The sequence below is a fragment of the Bacteroides sp. f07 genome, from assembly GCF_042854785.1.
Taxonomy (GTDB): domain Bacteria; phylum Bacteroidota; class Bacteroidia; order Bacteroidales; family Bacteroidaceae; genus Bacteroides.
Window position 1 is genome coordinate 379,193 of the sequence record NZ_BAABXI010000002.1, and the last position, 19,950, is coordinate 399,142.

At 37.5% G+C, this 19,950-nt stretch carries 18 protein-coding genes; 16 read left to right on the forward strand and 2 right to left on the reverse strand.

Translation table 11 applies throughout. The features are described from left to right. The first annotated feature begins 28 nt into the window (after window positions 1-28). Window positions 29-1,021 (forward strand): polysaccharide deacetylase family protein, encoded by a 993-nt coding sequence (locus ACGHVY_RS16530; protein ID WP_390599992.1) that lies wholly within the window; start codon window positions 29-31, stop codon window positions 1,019-1,021. Here ACGHVY_RS16530 and ACGHVY_RS16535 read toward each other — a convergent pair. Beyond that, window positions 1,011-2,153, reverse strand: a complete 1,143-nt coding sequence (locus ACGHVY_RS16535; protein ID WP_308743909.1) for a glycosyltransferase family 1 protein — start codon at window positions 2,151-2,153, stop codon at window positions 1,011-1,013. The genes ACGHVY_RS16530 and ACGHVY_RS16535 overlap by 11 nt on opposite strands. Window positions 2,154-2,266: 113 nt before the next feature. Between ACGHVY_RS16535 and glf the strand changes: the two genes are divergently transcribed. From glf to ACGHVY_RS16610, 15 genes are all read left to right on the forward strand, one after another. Further along, the gene (gene glf, locus ACGHVY_RS16540; RefSeq protein ID WP_279096611.1) at window positions 2,267-3,388 is read left to right on the forward strand and encodes a UDP-galactopyranose mutase; all 1,122 of its coding nucleotides are present in this window, start codon (window positions 2,267-2,269) and stop codon (window positions 3,386-3,388) included. Window position 3,389: 1 nt separating this feature from the next. After that, window positions 3,390-4,421 carry a galactofuranosyltransferase gene (locus ACGHVY_RS16545; protein WP_390599995.1) on the forward strand — a complete coding sequence of 344 codons (1,032 nt, stop codon included), beginning with the start codon at window positions 3,390-3,392 and terminating at the stop codon, window positions 4,419-4,421. A 137-nt stretch (window positions 4,422-4,558) separates the two neighbouring features. Beyond that, window positions 4,559-5,902, forward strand: a complete 1,344-nt coding sequence (gene rfbH / locus ACGHVY_RS16550) for a lipopolysaccharide biosynthesis protein RfbH (protein ID WP_308743910.1) — start codon at window positions 4,559-4,561, stop codon at window positions 5,900-5,902. 26 nt (window positions 5,903-5,928) lie between these two features. Next, window positions 5,929-6,708 (forward strand): glucose-1-phosphate cytidylyltransferase, encoded by a 780-nt coding sequence (gene rfbF, locus ACGHVY_RS16555; protein ID WP_279096604.1) that lies wholly within the window; start codon window positions 5,929-5,931, stop codon window positions 6,706-6,708. 11 nt (window positions 6,709-6,719) lie between these two features. Then, a complete protein-coding gene (rfbG, locus tag ACGHVY_RS16560; protein ID WP_279096602.1) occupies window positions 6,720-7,793 on the forward strand; it encodes a CDP-glucose 4,6-dehydratase in 1,074 nt (357 codons plus the stop codon). A gap of 10 nt (window positions 7,794-7,803) precedes the next feature. Next, a complete protein-coding gene (locus ACGHVY_RS16565) occupies window positions 7,804-8,694 on the forward strand; it encodes an NAD(P)-dependent oxidoreductase (protein ID WP_279096601.1) in 891 nt (296 codons plus the stop codon). Between the two features lies 1 nt (window position 8,695). Beyond that, on the forward strand, window positions 8,696-10,471 hold the full coding sequence (locus ACGHVY_RS16570; RefSeq protein WP_390599998.1) for a hypothetical protein: 1,776 nt from the start codon (window positions 8,696-8,698) through the stop codon (window positions 10,469-10,471). A gap of 11 nt (window positions 10,472-10,482) precedes the next feature. After that, complete coding sequence (locus tag ACGHVY_RS16575; protein ID WP_308743913.1) at window positions 10,483-10,869, forward strand: GtrA family protein; 387 nt, start codon at window positions 10,483-10,485, stop codon at window positions 10,867-10,869. A gap of 873 nt (window positions 10,870-11,742) precedes the next feature. Beyond that, window positions 11,743-12,075, forward strand: a complete 333-nt coding sequence (tnpA, locus tag ACGHVY_RS16580) for an IS66 family insertion sequence element accessory protein TnpA (RefSeq protein WP_390597428.1) — start codon at window positions 11,743-11,745, stop codon at window positions 12,073-12,075. Beyond that, the gene (gene tnpB / locus ACGHVY_RS16585; protein WP_167511782.1) at window positions 12,059-12,427 is read left to right on the forward strand and encodes an IS66 family insertion sequence element accessory protein TnpB; all 369 of its coding nucleotides are present in this window, start codon (window positions 12,059-12,061) and stop codon (window positions 12,425-12,427) included. The genes tnpA and tnpB overlap by 17 nt, the downstream gene beginning before the upstream one ends. A 73-nt stretch (window positions 12,428-12,500) precedes the next feature. Next, window positions 12,501-14,090, forward strand: coding sequence for an IS66 family transposase (tnpC, locus tag ACGHVY_RS16590; RefSeq protein ID WP_195473342.1), 1,590 nt, complete (start codon window positions 12,501-12,503; stop codon window positions 14,088-14,090). Between the two features lie 161 nt (window positions 14,091-14,251). Beyond that, a complete protein-coding gene (locus ACGHVY_RS16595) occupies window positions 14,252-14,827 on the forward strand; it encodes a hypothetical protein (protein ID WP_390600000.1) in 576 nt (191 codons plus the stop codon). A gap of 185 nt (window positions 14,828-15,012) precedes the next feature. Next, window positions 15,013-15,951 (forward strand): glycosyltransferase family 2 protein, encoded by a 939-nt coding sequence (locus tag ACGHVY_RS16600; RefSeq protein ID WP_308743915.1) that lies wholly within the window; start codon window positions 15,013-15,015, stop codon window positions 15,949-15,951. An 18-nt stretch (window positions 15,952-15,969) separates the two neighbouring features. Continuing rightward, complete coding sequence (locus ACGHVY_RS16605; RefSeq protein WP_279096590.1) at window positions 15,970-17,775, forward strand: thiamine pyrophosphate-binding protein; 1,806 nt, start codon at window positions 15,970-15,972, stop codon at window positions 17,773-17,775. A gap of 15 nt (window positions 17,776-17,790) precedes the next feature. Further along, window positions 17,791-18,765: a glycosyltransferase gene (locus ACGHVY_RS16610; protein WP_308743916.1), complete on the forward strand. Its 975-nt coding sequence runs from the start codon at window positions 17,791-17,793 to the stop codon at window positions 18,763-18,765. Window positions 18,766-19,045: 280 nt separating this feature from the next. Here ACGHVY_RS16610 and ACGHVY_RS16615 read toward each other — a convergent pair whose 3' ends face one another. Next, window positions 19,046-19,657 carry an HU family DNA-binding protein gene (locus tag ACGHVY_RS16615; protein WP_308743917.1) on the reverse strand — a complete coding sequence of 204 codons (612 nt, stop codon included), beginning with the start codon at window positions 19,655-19,657 and terminating at the stop codon, window positions 19,046-19,048. Between the last annotated feature and the right edge of the window lie 293 nt (window positions 19,658-19,950).

Sequence of the window (19,950 nt, forward strand, 5' to 3'; positions counted from 1 at the left end):
AGCTTTGTCTCTTCTAAAAAAAGTATTTATGCGGCATGCCTTTTTAAAAAACTTAATGATTGGCTCTGGAGTGCTTGGATTATGGCGGACATTTAACAAGACTCCAAGAGTATTGTTTTATCATGGAGTTGATACAATTATAGATTCATCGGTTCAAACATTACATCTGCTGCCGGATGTTTTTGAGGCGGAAATGCAATATTTGCGAAAGCATTATGATGTAATTTCGATGGATGAATATTATGAAAGGTTTGTATCTGCGGGATTTAACGGTCAAGAGGTAGTTATTACTTTTGATGATGGGTATCGAAATAACCTGACTGTTGCTGCTCCGATTCTTTCTTCTTTGTCTTTGCCTTTTACTGTATTTGTGTCGGTGGAGCATTTGGAAAAGAGAAAGCGTTTTCCTACTTTCATAAACAGAGCTGTATTATTAGGTGCTCAGTTAACTCACATTCAGGTTGATTGTCTTGATATCGACTGTGATTTGCCAACCGATACTGAACGGATGGCAATTATGAAAAGGATAAATAGGGCTTTAAAACATTCGGATGTGGCAAAGGTTAATTTGATTTGCTCGCAGTTGGAAGCTAATCTTTCAAGCAATGTTTTGGATGAACTTTATGAAAAATATTCTTCTGACGCTCCGATGAATTGGGATGAACTTGTGAAACTTAAACGGGATTATGACTGTATCATAGGTTCTCATTGCTTGGATCATTTTATATGTAATTCGTTCCAACAGGAAAGGGAGACTCGTCGGCAAATTTTTGAGAGCAGGCATATTCTCCAGCAAAGAATAGGAAGTGAATGCGCTTATCTGGCTTTTCCGAATGGGAATTTGAAGCAAGGTGACATCAGTGAGTCTGCCCGTGTAGCAGTAAAGGAAGCCGGGTACAAACTTGCTTTTACTACAATGAACGAGCGTTTGCAGAGAAATAGCGACCCTTTCCTTTTACCTCGTTGTGCTGCGCGTTTTGATTTGCCGGATTTTAAAGTGAAGCTAGCCCTTAAGCCTTAGTGGCAGATAATGCTTTCTGATATACTTGCATAATATCTTGGGCTATTGTTTCATCGGAAAAGCGTTTGATATATTCTTTCCCTTTTGTTGTCATCTTGCTGGCCAGGTCGGGTGAGGTGAGTATTTTGTTGATATTTATAGCAAGTTCTTTTTCGTTATTCGGGTTGATGTAAATAGAATCCGGACCACCAGCCTCTTCTAGGCATGAGCCAGTAGCGGCAATAACAGGGATGTTGGAGTGTATGGCTTCTATGATTGGAATGCCAAAACCTTCAAAAAAGGAAGGGTATACAAATAGCTTTGCCAATTGATAGAAAACCGGGAGTTCCTGAAAAGGGATATTGTGTAATATATGCACTCTGTGGTTAAGCTGGTGTTTATTAATATACTCTTCAACCTCATTAGTGTATGTCGTTTTTTTTCCAATGGCGACTAACGATATGTCCTCGGGGATATATTGCAGTGCTTTCACAATTAAAAGTAGATTTTTACGGCTTTCTATACTGCCTACGTTTAAGATGTACTTGTTTGGAAGCTGATATTTTTGCTGAATTTCTTTTTTCTGTGTACTACTTGCTGGTTGTTCAAAAATAGGATGGCAACTTTGGTAGACAACATCGATTTTATGTGCGTCTATTCCAAAAAAAGCAATGATGTCGCGTTTGGTCATTTCACTGATAGCAATGATGCGGTCGCTGTTTTGACATGCTTTTTTAAATTTGTAAGTATATATGTGTCTGTCAATCCATTTGTAAAATTGTGGGTAGCGTATGAATATTAAGTCATGTATGGTTACTATGCTTTTGGTTTTACTTTTTTTTATAGATAATGGCAGTTCATTGCTGAGCCCATGAAAGAGTGACAGTTGTTCTTCCTTTATCTGTTTGTTTATTCCCCAAATTCTCCATAATGAACGGATTTTTTTCCAAAAATAGGATGTAGGATAAGTTACCTGTATGTTTTCTCTTGAAAGGATACGGTCTAGGACTTTGTTCTCTTTTGGCTTTGGGGCGTAGATGATGTATTGATTTTCTTTGTGAAACCGGCTCAATATATCTATGATGAAGCGACTATAGTTTCCTAGCCCTGTTTTATTTTGTACTGCTCGTTTACCGTCAAAACCTATTCTCATATGTTGAAACCTTTTTTAATGATATGGCAAATGTAATAAAAATAATAAGATACCTTCTGTTTCTAAGGGGATTTTGCATATCTTTGTCAAATTATTATAAGTTGAGGCTATTTATGAGACGGAAATATGACTATTTAATTGTAGGTGCTGGCTTATACGGAGCAGTGTTTGCTTATCAGATGCGTCAGGCGGGATGTTCTTGTTTGGTGATAGATAAGCGCTCTCATAAAGGAGGAAATGTTTACTGTGAAGATATAGACAGTATACGTGTTCACAAATATGGTGCTCATATTTTTCATACAGATAATCAGAATGTTTGGGATTTTGTGAATCGTTTTGTGAAGTTCAACCGATACACAAATTCACCATTAGCCTGTTTTAAGGGCAAATTGTATAATTTGCCTTTTAATATGAATACTTTTTCTCAGTTGTGGGGAGTAAAGACTCCTGCAGAGGCACAAGCAAAAATCGCAGAACAACGTAAAGCTTTTGATTTTATAAAAAAACCCCGAAATTTGGAAGAGCAGGCGTTAAAGCTGTGCGGAGAAGATATCTATTCCTGCCTGATAAAGGGGTATACGGAGAAACAGTGGGGGCGTTCAGCTAAAGAACTTCCGGCTTTTATCATTAACAGGATACCTTTCCGTTTTATATATGATAATAATTATTTTAATGATGCTTATCAGGGCATTCCTATTGGCGGATATAATGTGCTTATTGCTGCTTTGTTGGAAGGGGTTGATGTGCGTTTGAATACTGACTATTTTAAATCTAAGGCAGAATTGGGTTCTATTGCGGATAGGACTTTGTTTACCGGTTGTATAGATGAATATTTTGATTGCTGTTTTGGAAATTTGGAGTATCGTAGTTTACGTTTTGAGAATCATAGTTTGAATATCAGTAATTTTCAGGGAAATGCAGTCATTAATTATTGTGAGCGTGAGGTCCCTTATACCAGGGTGATTGAACATAAGCACTTTGAATTTGGTACGCAGCCTACAACGGTGGTTACGTATGAATTCCCGGATTCGTTTGGAGTTGGAAAAGAACCTTACTATCCTGTGAATGATGAAAAAAACATGAAGTTGTATTGTAAATATCAAGAGTTGGCTGTTCGAGATAGTAGTGTTTTGTTTGGAGGGCGTTTAGGGAAGTATGCCTATTTGGATATGGACGATACAGTGGAAGCTGCATTAAGTTTGGCGAAAAAAGAAATAGATTTAAGAAAAAAGTAATATGAATTGTTATTTGTCACGAAATTACAGAGGACTTTCTAGCGCAGGGAATAAAGCAAAGACTGATATTGAACAGATAATGTCTGATATGTCATTTAAGAATATCGGTTTGAAACAGACTGTTTATTCAAATAAGATACTGGCGTTTGTCGTGACTCTTTTGGGAGTCTTGAAATCTCCTTTCTGTCTGCATAAGGGAGATGTTCTGGTATTGCAGTATCCACTGAAGAAATATTATGAATTTGTTTGTAATATGGCTCATTTAAGAGGGGCAAAAGTTGTAACGGTCATCCATGATTTGGGAAGTTTCCGTAGACATAAACTTACTGTTGTACGTGAGATTCAACGTTTGAATCATTCGGACTATATCATAGCTCATAATGATAGAATGAAACAATGGCTTGAGGAACAAGGTTGTAAGGCGAAATTGGGGACTCTTGAAATTTTTGATTATCTTTCAACTTCTGTTGCCAATGTACCTTCAGATGTGCGAAAACCTTTTAGGATTCTTTATGCGGGGGGGCTACATCCGCGTAAAAATGCTTTTCTGTATGAAATCGGTACATATGCCGGTCCGTCATTCCGATTCAATCTTTATGGGGCGGGCTTCGAATTGGATAAAGCGAAGGGAAAAGAACATTTTACTTATATGGGATTTGTCAAGTCCGACGATCTGATTTCTACTGCACAGGGGGATTGGGGCCTGGTATGGGACGGCTCTTCTATCTCGACATGTGCAGGCGACTGGGGAGAATATCTTCAATATAATAATCCTCATAAAACATCTTTATACATCCGTTGCGGGTTGCCTGTTATTATTTGGAACAAGGCTGCTTTAGCGTCTTTTGTTCGTGAACATAAAATTGGAATATGTGTTGATTCATTGGAGGATTTGGATGCGGTTTTGGCAGATTTAACGCTACAGCAATATGCTGAAATGCAAAAAAATGTCGCAGAAATCAGTCAGAAACTTCAAGATGGAGAATATTTTTCTAGTGCGGTTCTCAAGGCCATAACTGCATTAAAAAGCTAAAAAAAGGAGAGGTAGAACCTCTTTTTTGCATAAAAGATGTAAAGATGGCGCAGTAATTCGTATCTTTGCGCATTTAATATAAGTCTTGATGGTTCTATTTGTGAATTTAGAAACGAGGAATAAGGAAAAAAGTGATTATGGAACAGAAAGAAAATAATTTGAAGGAACAAATACTTTCGCTTGTGAAAGAGTATTATGCTGAGACTTTTGGGCAGTCTAAAGAATTTGTTCCGGGTAAAACATTTGTGAATTATGGCGGTCGTTATTTTGGCGAAGAAGAATTGGTAAATTTGGTCGATTCTTCTTTGGATTTTTGGTTGACTGCCGGTCCGTGGGCCCACCGTTTTGAAAAAAGACTGGCTGATTGGCTGGGGGTTAAATATTGTTCGTTGACCAATTCTGGATCATCAGCTAATCTGTTGGCATTTATGGCTTTAACCTCTCCCGAGCTTGGGGAACGTTGTATAAAAAGGGGGGATGAAGTTATAACTGTGGCCTGTGGATTCCCTACTACAGTTACTCCTTGTATTCAATATGGTGCTATCCCTGTTTTTGTAGACATAACTGTTCCGGAATATAACATAGATATAACTCAACTCGAAGCGGCATATTCAGACAAGACAAAAGCGGTAATGATTGCCCACTCTTTGGGGAATGCGTTTAATTTAGAGGCTGTGAAAGAGTTCTGTGATACTCACAATCTGTGGCTGGTAGAAGATAATTGTGACGCTTTGGGGACTGAATATACTTTAAAAGGTGAAACCCGTAAAACCGGGACATTCGGGCATATTGGAACCTCCAGTTTTTATCCTCCTCATCATATGACAATGGGAGAAGGGGGAGCAGTTTATACGAACGATCCATTGTTGCATAGGTTGATAAACTCATTTCGTGATTGGGGACGTGATTGTTGGTGCATAGGTGGAGTAGATAATACTTGCAAATCTCGTTTTAGTAAACAATATGGCGAATTGCCTCTTGGATATGATCATAAATATGTTTACTCTCATTTTGGGTATAATCTGAAAGTAACAGATATGCAGGCTGCTATAGGTTGCGCGCAACTGGAGAAATTGGACCAAATAGTATCAGCCCGCAGAAAGAACTTTAATTTCCTGAAAGAAAAGCTGGCCGGTACAAGAGGGTTGATTTTACCTGAAGCCGAGAAGAATTCCAATCCGAGTTGGTTCGGTTTTCTTATTTCTGTGAAAGAAGATGCCGGTTTTACTCGCAATGAATTATCTGAATATTTGGAAAAGAATAAAATACAGACTCGTAATCTTTTTGCAGGTAACCTGTTGAAACATCCGGCTTTTAATGAAATGAGGAAATCCGGTGAAGGTTATCGTGTTGTTGGTGAGCTGGTAAATACCGACTTCGTAATGAATAATACTTTCTGGATTGGAGTTTATCCGGGAATGAAACCTGAAATGTTACAATTTATGGTGGATACGATTAAACAGTTTGTGGATTCACATTAATATTATAACACAAAATAAATTAGATTATGAAAGCTGTCATTTTAGCCGGTGGCTTTGGCTCAAGATTGAGTGAAGCTACAAATTTAATTCCAAAGCCAATGGTGGAAATAGGAGGGAAACCTATTTTGTGGCATATAATGAAGACTTATAGTTATTACGGAATTAATGATTTTATTATCTGCTGTGGTTATAAACAATATGTCATAAAGGAATATTTTGCTAACTATTTTCGGCATAATTGCGATATGACAGTAGATTTATCTAATAATCGTGTCGAGATTTTAGATAATCATTCTGAAAACTGGCGTGTTACGATGGTAGATACCGGATTGAATACAATGACGGGTGGCAGAATAAAACGAGTCGAAAAGTATTTGGAAGATGAACCATTTTTGTTGACTTATGGTGACGGTGTGACAGACTTAAATATTGCAGATACTATAGCCGAACATGAGAAATCTGGTTGTTTGCTTTCTGTGACTGCTTATAAGCCGGGCGGGAAGTTTGGAGCATTAGAAATCGATTTGGGTACCAATAAGGTGAAGTCTTTTATGGAAAAACCGGATGGTGACCGCAATTGGATAAATGCAGGTTATTTTGTTTGTGAACCGGAGGTACTAAGTTTTATAAAAGGTGGTGATTCTACTTCTTTTGAGGGAAAACCTTTGGAGGAGATTGCTAAAGCTGGACAAATGCATGCTTATAAACACCGAGGATTTTGGAAGCCGATGGATACCTTGAGGGATAACTCGGAATTGAATGAGATGTGGGAGCAAAATAAAGCTCCTTGGAAGGTTTGGAAATAAAATAGATAGAAATGGTCGATATTTTTCATAATTTTTACCGTGGAAAGAGAGTTCTGGTGACAGGGCATACAGGTTTTAAAGGATCTTGGCTTTCTATATGGTTACATGAGTTGGGTGCTGAGGTTATTGGACTAGCATTAGAGCCAACTTCTGAAAAGGATAATTATGTGCTTTCAGGAATTGGTACTATGATAACCGATTTGCGTGGTGATATACGCAATGGAGAATTGCTCAAAGAAATCTTTAAAACCTATCAGCCTGATATCGTCTTTCATTTGGCTGCCCAGCCTCTTGTTAGGCTTTCTTATGAGATGCCTGTCGAAACATATGAAACCAATGTGATGGGAACACTTCATGTTTTAGAAGCGATTCGTGCTACGGAGAGTGTGAAAGTAGGAGTTATGATAACTACTGATAAATGTTATGAAAATGCAGAGCAGTTATGGGGATACCGGGAAAATGAACCTATGGGGGGATATGATCCTTATTCTTCTTCAAAAGGTTGTGCCGAAATTGCGATATCTTCATGGAGACGCTCTTTTTTTAATCCTGCTGATTACAATATGCATGGTAAAGCAATCGCAAGTGTTCGTGCTGGGAATGTTATTGGAGGTGGGGATTGGGCGAAAGACCGGATAATTCCTGATTGTATAAGAGCTTTGGAAGCTGATAAGACTATTGATATTAGAAGTCCTAAATCTATTCGTCCATGGCAGCATGTTTTAGAACCATTAGGAGGCTATATGCTATTGGCGAAGAAAATGTGGGAAGCTCCTACTGAATATTGTGAAGGATGGAATTTTGGTCCGAAACTGGAGTCTGTTGAAAATGTGTGGGGAATTGCAGAACGTGTCATAAAATATTATGGTAAGGGTGAACTTTGTGATTGTTCTGATCCAAATAGCTTGCATGAAGCTAAACTGTTAATGCTTGATATTTCAAAGGTTTATTTTAGATTAGGATGGCAACCTAGACTTGATTTGGAACAAACTATTCAAATGACAGTAGAGTGGTATAAAAGGTATAACGATGAGGCTGTCTATGATTTGTGTGTGGAACAAATCAATAAATATATAAATGAATGAAATATAATTGATGGGAAGTAAAACGATACTTTTAACAGGTGGTAGTGGTTTCATCGGGCGTAATATACATGAGAGCTTTTTGGTTGATAAATACAATGTATTATCTCCTTCAAGTTCGGAGTTAAATGTAGCGGATGAAAAGAGTGTTGCTGATTATTTGCATAAACATACGGTAGATGTTGTCATACATGCGGCGGTGAAACCAAGTCATAGAAATGCAAAGGATTTCTCAAATATATTTTATATTAACACCCGTATGTTTTTTAATTTGGAGAAATATAAGGAGTGTTTTGAAAAAATACTAGTAATAGGTTCTGGAGCGATATACGATAATCGTAATTATCAGCCTAAAATGAAAGAGGATTCATGGATGGAACATATACCTGTAGATGAACATGGATATTGTAAGTATGTATGTGAGAAAGTTATTGCTCATTGCTCTAATATTTATGATTTACGTGTGTTTGGTATTTTTGGTAAATATGAAGACTATGCTATCCGTTTTATTTCAAATGCTATTTGTAAAGTCTTATTTAATCTGCCAATTTCGATTAAACAGAACCGCAAGTTTGATTATTTATATGTAAATGATTTTATGCCTATATTAGATTGGTTTGTGCAGAATGAACCTAAATATAAAGCTTATAATATTACTCCAGATTCTTCAATCTCATTATATGACTTAGCGGTAATTGTACGTGAGGTAGCGGGAAAGCCTTTACATCCGATTGTTGTATCTCAAGAAGGGATGGGGTTAGAATATAGTGGGGATAACTCTCGTTTGAAGAGTGAACTTGACCTTAACTTAACTCCTTTGGCATTGGCTATTCGTGATTTATATATATGGTATTCAGATAATAAAGAGCAATTAGATAGAAACCTTTTGTTGATTGATAAATAAAATGGAAATTATTTTGCATCATATCCGAAAACATAAATTTGCATATGCTTTAGTTGCAGTTGTATTGTATCAACTTGCGTGTGCAGTACAGGGTTTTGACTTGTCTGACGAAGGTTGGGGAATGTATTTTTATCAACAAATATTTAAGAATCCTGAATGTGTGGTAGCGCAGATGCCATATTGGGTTACTGGTGCAATTGGTGGAGCATGGAATCTATTGTTTCCAGCAGGAGGCTTCTTAGGAACACGGATTTTAGGAATAATAATAGTGACAGGAACATTCTGTCTTTCTTATGTGTTTTTGAAAAAAAGTATAAATTCAGGTTGGTTATTAGTTGGTTTGATAGCTCAAATGTTAATAGTTGTCGGTGATCCTAAACCTTATGGCTATAACTCATTGACTGCTTTTATTGTACTTTGGGTTGTTATTGTTTTTTGGCGGGGACTTGAAACTGGTAGGCTTGTTTGGTTCTTTATTGGTGGATTTATGTTAGGTGTTAATATCTTTGTTCGAATACCTAATCTAGCTATTTTACCCATTATATTATTAATTCCGGTTTGCCAATATTGGAAGAACGGTAGTATGCGTTTTTTTAATAGTCAAATGTGGACGGCTGCTTGGGGGACGATTGTGGGGGTAGCAGTAATAATTGCGGCTATGTACTATTGGGGATATTGGGCTTTTTTTATGGAGGCCATGACAGGGGTAGCTAGCAGTGCAACCGATGAGACTAATTCTCACCAGTTTGGGAGGTTAATTGTAAGATATGCAAAGAATTATTGGGGAATAATATCTGTGGGGGGGATTGTTGTGTTATTGGGTGGAGTTTATACTTGGTTGCAGAGTAAACTGATAAATAAATATTCCTCATGGGTATTGAATCTTTTGTTTGTGCTTGTTTGGATTTTTTTAGGTCTATGCTTTAATAAGGCTCTTCGGCATAATGATATGTATTTTACTCACTTTATATCTTATGTTGGCACTATATTAATTCTAATAAATTATAACCGGAGTGAAGAACTTCGTATGAGATATGTGGCTTTAGCTTCTCTTTTTATGATTGTCTGTATGCCTTTGGGGAGTGATCAAGGTATTAATACAATGTGGACATCAGCTTGGTTAGCTCTGCCATTAGGGACAGCTTATTTGTGTCGTTTATTTGAAGATGAGGTTATTTGGAATGAGAAGCTAGGAAAATATTCTATGTATAAGCGTTATGTACGCTGTTATTTGTGCATTATATTCGTGAGCTATATAGCTTGTGGTATTTATAAAAATGATAATTTGGCTTATTATGATCCGGATAGTCGATTGGAAAAAGTGCATTCTATTGATAATCAGTATTGTCGTTTTATCTATACAGGCTCCTATCGTGCAAATTTAATGAATGACTTGTTGCCTGTTTTAGAAAAATATGTGAAGCCTGGCGATTTTCTTTTAGTTTATAATTTTATGCCGGGACTAAATTATATGACAGATACACGCTCGTATATTTCGAATGCTTGGCTATGGTGTCTTTCGGGAGCCGAATTAGAACGACAGTTGCAATTTGCTATGTCAAAAAAAACTCCACTTCCTGTTGTATTGCGACAGAATTTTAGAGCTACAAATTTATGGGGGGACTATGATCCTTATTTTATGGATGTTAATCATCTTCCTGAAAACGTTTTATCTCGTCCGGATCAAATAAAAGCTATGAATAATTTTTTAGATATGAATCATTATAAAACAGTTTGGACGAATCGCTATTTTGATATATTATTACCTGATGTTTAATTAGTGAACTAATGAGTATGAAGATATTTTCACATGCTATTGATGTTACATTTATTCGGTTTGTATTAATTGGTCTATTGAATACAGCTTTTGGTGTGGGAGTATATTGTCTTTTTGTTTATTGGGGGATACCTTATCGTGTTGCTGTCTTATTGAGTACTATATTGGGGGTGTTATTTAACTTTAAAACAATCGGAACTTTTGTTTTCAGAAACACAAAGAATCGATTGATTTTTAAATTTGTAGCAGCTTATGTTATTGTTTATTTTATAAATATAGGGCTAATACATTTGTTACTTGAATTGTCCGATTTAAATGAGTATATTGCAGGTATAATTGTTACTCCTATTGTTGCGATTGCATCATTTGTTCTGCAAAAACGATTTGTTTTCAATTAAAAAGAATTGCGGCAGGACTGAAACAATATAGAATCTATTCTATACAACAGCCTTTTTGATGTTTTAATTATCATATGTAAATGATGGTTAATTGTTTGTGCTTGTAGTTAATTATATAGAATATGAGGGAAGGGAGCTTCTGTTTTGATTTATAATAATTTGTTAAATATTGAAAAATGGATCTAGTACTTCCTGATTAAAAATGAAACAAATAAACAATAACCAGAATTTTATATATTGCATGTCTTTAATAGCATGCATGTGGATTATCCTATTATTTGTAGATCCAACAACACAAATGAATGTTTTCTTTTTGCGAGTTGGAGACTTCTTTGCTGATTTTTTCAATACATTAATTTATATTGCAGATAAGGATCCCTATTTTAATGAACTTAATGGGACTTTGAATAAGAATTATTTGCCATTTGCTTATTTGATTTTATATCCGTTTACTAGAATGATTAATTATTCTGGGATAACTTTATCAGATTGTTGGGCGAATGGGACAGCATTAGTTAGTGGATTTCTTTTCATGTTGTTTTCTCTTTATGTTTTTTTCATTCTCTTTATTTGCTATGTAAAAAAATGGATGTAATGTAACACAGGTTCTATTTATTGTTTTTTTTCTGCAGCTAATTTATACGTATTAGAACGAGGGAATCAGATATTGCTTTCAGCTGCGTGCGTTAACTATTTTCTTTTGTTTAAGGATACTAAAAACTGTCGATGGATTGCGGCTGTTTGTTTGGCTATTGCTTCAGTATTGAAAGTGTTCTCTGTGTAAGCATCCGATAAAATACCCGTTTTCTCTATCATATTTTCATAGCACCTTTGCCTGTGCAATATTGCATGAACTTCTAACATATTTTCATTATGACAAAAGAACAATTTACCTCTTTACAGGAACTGCATCGTTTAAGCGGTCTGAATCTTCTGAAATTTCTGCAACGTGAACATGTCAGTTACTCCACGTACAATTATTGGAAACGTAAATCTTCCAGTGTTCCCGATCACGAGACATCTGCTCCCCAATCAGTCTTAACCCCCATCAGCCTGAAGTCCCCCTGTATTGCTTCCTCCTCTTCTGTTTCCGGAATGACCCTGTTGTTTCCTAATGGTGTCCGTGCCCATTTGGGTGCCGGTATGGAAGAGGCCGCTTCCCGTTTGATTAACCAATACGCCTGTTGCCATGTTCTGCCTGAATGATACGATGCGGTATTTTCTCTGCCCCGGCAGGACTGATATGCGCAAGGGTATCAGTTCTCTCTGCGGTGTGGTACACGAGCGTATGGGCTGCAGTGTCAGGAACGGTGATGTATTCATCTTCATTGGCAGCAGCCGTAAATTGATGAAGCTTCTCCATGCCGAGGATGGCGGTCTGGTGATGTATGTCAAGCGCCTTGAAGCCGGTCATTTCAAGATTCCCGAATATGACGAGAAATCGCGCAGCTATCCGATGGAATGGCGCGATCTTGTCATTATGGTGGAAGGAATCCGTGAATCTCCCGGGCAGCGTTTGAGACGTCTGAGGGCGGAACGAAATGTATATACTGTATAAAAATAGATGTCGTATTCCTTGTCTGTCCGGGATATATTTTGTACATTTATAGTGTAATTAAAAGAAACGGATTATGACTCAGGAAGAGATGCTTTCACAGATGAACTCAATGCTGCAGTCCCTGCAGCAGGTGAACGCATCCCAGGCTGAGACCATTATCAGGCTTACCCGGCAGAATGAATCCTTACAGAACCGTCTCAATGAGCTGACGGCTCAAGTCGCATGGCTGAACCGCCAGCTTTTCGGTCACAAGTCAGAGAAACTCCCGTCTCTTGATTCCAACCAGCCTGACCTGTTCGGTGACTTTCTTCCTGATAACGCGGCTGAACTGGAAAAAGCGCGTGAAGTAGCGGTGCAGACAATCACAAAAGAAACGGTGGAGAGCAAGAAACGGGAACGGAATAACCGCAGGATAATGGAAGGTCTTCCCGTACTTGAAAGGGTAATCATCGAGCCGGAAGACATTGACCTGGAACTGTACAGGAAGATTGGTGAGGAAGTGACCCGTGTGGTGGAACATAAGCCCGGACAACTTTATATAAAGGAGATTGTACGGCCCAAATATGCCCTTAAAGACAACACTTCACTTCCACCGGTCGGCAGAAAAGGAGTGGAGATAGCCGCCATGCCGCTGTTGCCTATATACAAAGGAATAGCGGGACCTACACTTTTGGCGGAGATACTCCTGCAGAAATATGAGTATCATCTTCCCTTCTACCGCCAGGTGAAACAGTTGCATCACCTGGGCTTCAAAGCTAGTGAAAGTACCATAGACGGATGGTTCAAGCCTGCGGTTGAACTTCTCAAGCCACTTTACGAGGTACTCAGGCAGGAAATCATGAAATCCGACTACATACAGGGGGATGAAACGACCGTACCTGTACTGGACAAGGCAGGACATCAGACCAACAAGGAATACTTGTGGATGGTCAGGGCAGTAGTCGAACGACTGGTGCTTTTCCATTATGACAAAGGATCACGGTCAGGTACGGTGATAGGGCAACTGGCTAAAAACTTCAAGGGTTATTTTCAATGTGACGGCTTTGAGGGTTACGAATCGGCTTTCAAGGTCAACCCGAATGTGCGCCTTGTTAACTGCATGGCTCATATACGCAGGTATTTTGAGCAGGCACTTGCTGAAAACAGGCAGATGGCGGAACATGCCTTAAAAGAAATACAGCTTCTATATCGCATAGAACATGACTGTGACCAGAAGCAGCTTACAGAAAATGAACGAATGGGAAAACGTCAGGAACTTGCTGGACCTATTATGGATGCCTTGAAGCTATGGATGGAAACAGAAGGGATAAAATACAGCCCAAACAGCCTGACCGGAAAGGCGATAACCTATGCCTATACCCGCTGGGAGAATATGATGAGGTATCTGCAGGATGGACGTATCCATATTGATAACAATCTGGCGGAAAATGCCATCCGACCAATCACATTGGGTAGAAAGAACTACTTGTTCTGTGGAGACCATCAGGCGGCCGTCAGCATGAGTGTCGTCTGTTCGTTACTGGCTACGTGCAAAGCGCATAAAGTAAATCCGCGCACTTATCTGAATGACGTTATAGCAAGAATGCCATATATGCAGAAGGCAAATTATGAGGAACTGCTACAAATGTTGCCACACAAATGGAAGGAAAAGAATAAAGAATGATGGAGATACAACGATAGATGGCTGCTTACCAGGAAAGGAGATACAGCCATTTTTTATAGTGTACTTTATCGGATGCTTACTTCTCTGTTGTTTTTGGTCTGTATTATTTATGTACAAAATCATATAAATTATTATTTTATTATATTTCTATTTGTTGCTTGTTGGCTTTGCTGCCCTTTTGTTTTTTTGAAGGAGGATTTGATAATATTAGGCAATTATACAATAATGTTGTAGCACAAACTGCTGCTTATGGACAAGATTCTTCTGTTTATCGTTATGGCATAATTCCTCTGTTGCTACAGATTGATGAGAAATTACCGTTGGAACATAAACTTCTGTTTTATTCTATTGGAAAATACATGACCTATTTTTTAGGGGGATACACGCTTCTTTTGAGTGTTAAGGTTAACTCTTCTTTTATTAAAATAGCTTTGCTATCAATGTTTTGTTGTTTGTTTCCACAACAGGCTTTTGCATATAATGTAATTTATTTATTTCCAATTTTTATAGGATTGCAATTTGTTGTAGAGTTGAAAAAAAATGCACCTAGAACGCTATTTCTAGTTTCTTTTCTGTTTATTATTATATTCTTTCCGATACAAATGCCAAGCTCGATAAATGTTGCTACTCATGTAATCAATAATGTAGGTGCTATATTACTTTGGCTTGTTTTGCTTGTAATGGCAACTCGGGAGTTATTGTTTGAGAAGAAAGTTAATACGAAAATACTTGTTTGACTGGTTGTTTATTCTTTGAGATAATGTTATATGAGACTTTTTCTGTTGGTTGAGGTTAGGTTTACATGAAACATTTTGGATAATTCGTTAATTCTCTCTACTTTTGTTTCTTACAATTTAGATTCAAGTTGTGTTTGACTTAATAATTGAATATAACCTAACCTAATTTTTAACATATCAACCTTATGGAGGTAAAGAAAAAAATAAGTATTGTAACTCCTTGCTATAACGAGGAAGGGAATGTACGTGAACTCTATAATCAAGTCAAACAGCAGTTTGATGCTTTGACTGATTATACCTATGAACATATTTTTATAGATAATGCTTCTAAAGATGGCACTATTGACATTTTGCGTGAATTGGCGAAGAGTGATAAGAATGTTAAGTTAATATTGAATATTAAGAATTTTGGACATATACGTTCTCCTTATTATGGGTTGCTACAGGCAACTGGTGATGCTGCGATATTGATGGTTGCGGATTTGCAAGATCCTCCTTCGTTAATTTCTGATTTTATTAAAAGGTGGGAAGAAGGACACCAAATTGTATTAGGAGTAAAAAGTAAAAGTAAAGAAAACCCGCTTATGTTTGCGCTGAGGAAGATGTATTATCAGCTAATGGCAAAGTCTTCTTCTACGGAACATATTAGTAACTTTACAGGTTTTGGTTTATATGCTCAGTCTTTTTTAAATACTCTTCGGAGTATTGAGGATCCATATCCTTATTTTAGAGGAATGGTCGCAGAATTAGGAGCTGATTATTGTACTGTTACATATACTCAGCCGGTTCGTCAAAGGGGTAAAACCAAGAATAACTTTTATACTCTTTATGATATGGCAATGCTGGGGTTTGTGAATCACTCAAAACTTCCTCTCCGCATGGCTAGTTTTATTGGATTTATTGTAGCTTTAATTAGTTTATTGGTAGGGTTAGTCTATTTGGTATATAAATTGGTTTATTGGGATAGCTTTAGTGTGGGGATGGCTCCACTGGTAATCGGACTTTTCTTTTTTTCTTCTGTGCAGTTGTTGTTTATAGGCATTATTGGAGAATATATCGGTGCTATTTATACACAAGTAAGAAAACGTCCTTTAGTGATAGAACGCGAAAGAGTAAACTTTTAATAACTAAAAAAATAGGCTGTGGTAAAAGTAAGCGACTTTATTTTTGAGTACTTGTATGCTCAGTATGGTGTAGAACAAGTATTTTTAGTGACAGGTGGAGGTGCGATGCATCTTAATGATGCAATTGGACGTAATAAACATATTAAGTATGTTTGTAACCACCATGAACAGGCAGCGGCAATTGCAGCGGAAGGCTATTATCGTTCAAGTGGGAAACTTTGTGTTACTAATGTAACTACGGGACCTGGTGGAACGAATGCCTTAACAGGGGTTTTAGGACAGTGGTGTGATTCAATCCCGGCATTATATATATCGGGGCAAGTGAAGCAAAGTACTACAATTTGTGCGTGTCCTGAATTAAATCTTCGGCAATTGGGTGATCAGGAGGTTGATATAGTTGATATCGTGAAACCTATCACTAAAATGGCAGTGATGGTGACTGACCCTTTGGATATAAAGTACTATCTTGATAAGGCTGTTTTTTTAGCTTTGAATGGCCGCCCAGGTCCGGTATGGTTGGATGTGCCATTAGATATTCAGGGAGCTGTTATTGACGAAGAAAAATTGCGTGAATTCTCATCGGAAGAGATAGAAAAAGAAGCTCCTCTGTTAAAAGAAGAATGTGTAGAATTGCTTCTTCAAAAGATTCAGGCAGCGAAAAGTCCGGTTGTTTATGTTGGTAATGGAGTGCGTCTGGCCGGAAGGGTAGATCAGTTTTTGTCGATCGTAGAAAAACTGAATGTGCCTGTCGTGACTGCTATTAGTGGATCGGATATTATTTGGCATGACCATCCTTTGTGTTTTGGAAAACCTGGAATATGCGGAGATCGTATCGGTAATATAATGGTACAGAACTCGGATTTGTTGATTGTGTTGGGAACTCGTTTGAGCATCAGGCAGATAAGTTATGCATATGACTTATTGGCTCCCAAAGCTTACAAAGTGATGGTCGATATTGACGAAAATGAACTGAAGAAACCTACTCTTTCTATTGATTTGCCAATTCATGCAGATTTACGAGATTTTCTGGATCTCTTTCAGACTAAATTGGCTGGGACATGCCTTCCGTCTTTTGAACATTGGAGAAGTTGGGGACGTGCGATTGAAAAAGAATTGCCGACTTTGTTTGATGATAATCCTTCTATACCGGAATATATAAGTTCATATGTTTTTGCTGATGAATTGTTTAAACAGTTGCGTGAGGGGGATGTAGTGGTGACTGGAAATGGTACGGCCTATACTTCGACCTATCAAGCTATGAAAGTAAATAGAGGAGTACGTGTATTTGCAAACCAAGGTTGTGCGGCTATGGGGTATGACTTGCCTGCTGCTATTGGTGCGGCAATTGCTAATGGCAAAGGTCGTACAATTCTTGTAACGGGAGATGGAAGTGTTCAAATGAATATTCAAGAGCTCCAGACGTTGTTGACTTATCGTATTCCACTGAAAGTATTTATATTGGAGAATCAAGGGTATTTGGCTATCAAGACAACTCAGCAGTCTTTCTTTCAAGGGCATTATATAGGAAGTGATCCTGGTAGTGGAGTGGTCTGTCCTGATATGGAAAAGATAGCTAATGCTTATGGTATTCCTTTTGTCAGGTTAAATCAGGAAGGAAATTCTTTAAAAAGTTCAATAGCTGCTGTTCTTCAGTATGAAGGAGCATATATTTGTGAGATAAAGATGCACCCGCTTCAGACCCTTTATCCGAAGTCTGCTTCTTTTATGGATAAGAATGGAAAAATGTCTTCTGCTCCTTTAGAGAAAATGGCTCCTTTTATGTCTGATGAACTTCAGGAGAAATGTATATATTGTCATATTTAATTAGGCAGGCTACTTATGAGTAATAATACGATACTACTTTCTCTTTGTATTCCTACTTATAACAGGGTGGGAACTTTGACTGTGATGTTGGAACGAGTCGTACATGATCCGGATTTTAATGAGGAAGTGGAGATTGTAATTTCTGATAATTGTTCTACTGATGATACAGAAGCACAAATACGAAGAATGGCTTCTGAGTATCCTAATATTAAATATTATCGTAACTCGGAAAATGTTCAAGACCGGAATTTTTATTTAGCTCTTTCTAGAGGAAGAGGTCGCTATCTGAAGTTATTGAATGATTATATATTATTCAAGGTAGGCGGATTAGGAATAATGAAGGATTACATACGCAAATGTGAAAGTGAAGATGTTAATTTGTTTTTTTATTCGAATCTCCGGAAGCCTTATCGCAGATCAAAAGAAGTCCAAATCGAAAATGTGGATTCGTTTGTGCGTATAATTAATAATAAAATTACTTGGATTACGAATTTTGGTGTTTGGAAGAAGAACTTTGAGGAGCTTCGGTATGATGATGAATTATGGAAGACTCAATTGGCGCAAATGGATTGGACCTTACATGAGGTCTCATTGCGAAAGTCACTCGTTGTGAACTATCATTGTTATGAAACTTTGGTTGTGCCTAATAAAAAGATGTCCTATGCTTTCTTTATTCCTCATGTTGTGAACTATTACGGTATTTATAAAATATATATGGAGAGGGGGCTTATCTCAGAAAAAACTATTGAATATGATAAATATCGTGTTCTGTCGCATTTTGTAGGTAGCCGAATTATTCAATATCTTTATTTGGAGAAAGAAGTTTCTTTTGATATGTCAACTGCAAGAAACGTTTTGAATGAATATTTCGGAAATGTTCCTTATTATAAATATTTGAAGATAAAGGGGCGTTTTTTGGAAGTATTACAAAGAAGTGGTTTATTGCCAACTTTAAAATCGTTTCGTAGAAGTGTGTTTAAAAGACGGTAACTATTTTAAGAGAGAAGGTTGGGTAAGGGCATTCTTTTGCCGACTTCTCTCTGAATTTATGTATCGTACTACTTGCATTGAAAAATGTTGTAATTTACAAACGGTATTCAACACCCTCTCGGGATATAATTGTATTTCATTTATCATATTCTCATGATTTTAATATAAACATCAGATAATAAGAGAAATAGACTATGAGAAATACTTTCAGAAACAAGCATTTCTCATAGTTTTTCCGCAAAATGACGCTAATTTTGCTCATTTCTCATACTTATTGGATTCATTTCTCATAATATCCCGGTCCTGGTATATAAATAGGTTGCGTAGGTTTCCCGATATTTTGCAACTTGCCTTCTGCTTTCAATCTGCGTATTTGTCGGCTGGCCATACTTTGAGTGAAGCAACAAATTGACTGCATATTAGTACGGGTTAATACGGGATTCGTTGCAAAATATTCAGTGAGTTCCCGATCAATTTCTTCTTCTGAAAGAGATGCGGAGTGCGGTTTATATTTTGAGCGTCGTAGGTGGGTGGCCATGCACGAACTTTTCAAATCTCTGTCAGCCTGGAAGTTGATGGATTTAAGTTTCACTTTGTCCGCACGAGTGGTAAGTGAGTGTATGGGTTCGGTGGCTTGCAACGTGATTTGAAAATAGCCGATTCCATCCAAATGTACTCTTTCACCTTCGCGAAGATGATTGCTCATGCATCTACTTAGCTCCATTAACATAGCTTCTACTTCTGCTTTTCCGAAAGTGGTTGCCATATGGATTTCTCTTGCCAGTCTTTGGGTGGTGACATGCTGGAAATTAACCACCCGGGGGTGGTAACTTGGTTCTTCCCCTTCTTTTGCAGGTTGGGGATTCTTATAAAACTCGAATTGTATTGCCATTTCTGTTCTAATTTAATAATGGTTTATATGTTATGTTACTTAGGTTGTTGTTACATCTTGCCTTCATTATTTTATTTTCTTACCGGCATCTTTATCGTTCTACTCCAGTGGATAGGCTGTTGCACTCTAGTAGACAGAACTTTTTACTGTAGTGAACAGGTCTGTCTACTGTAGTGGAACGGTTGGGATATCCTTTCAAAGATACGACAATATTAGGTGAAAAACAAGTAAATGTTTAGTTGTTTACACGTAAATAATAGCTTGACTTTATACAAAATAAGGTTGGCTGGCAT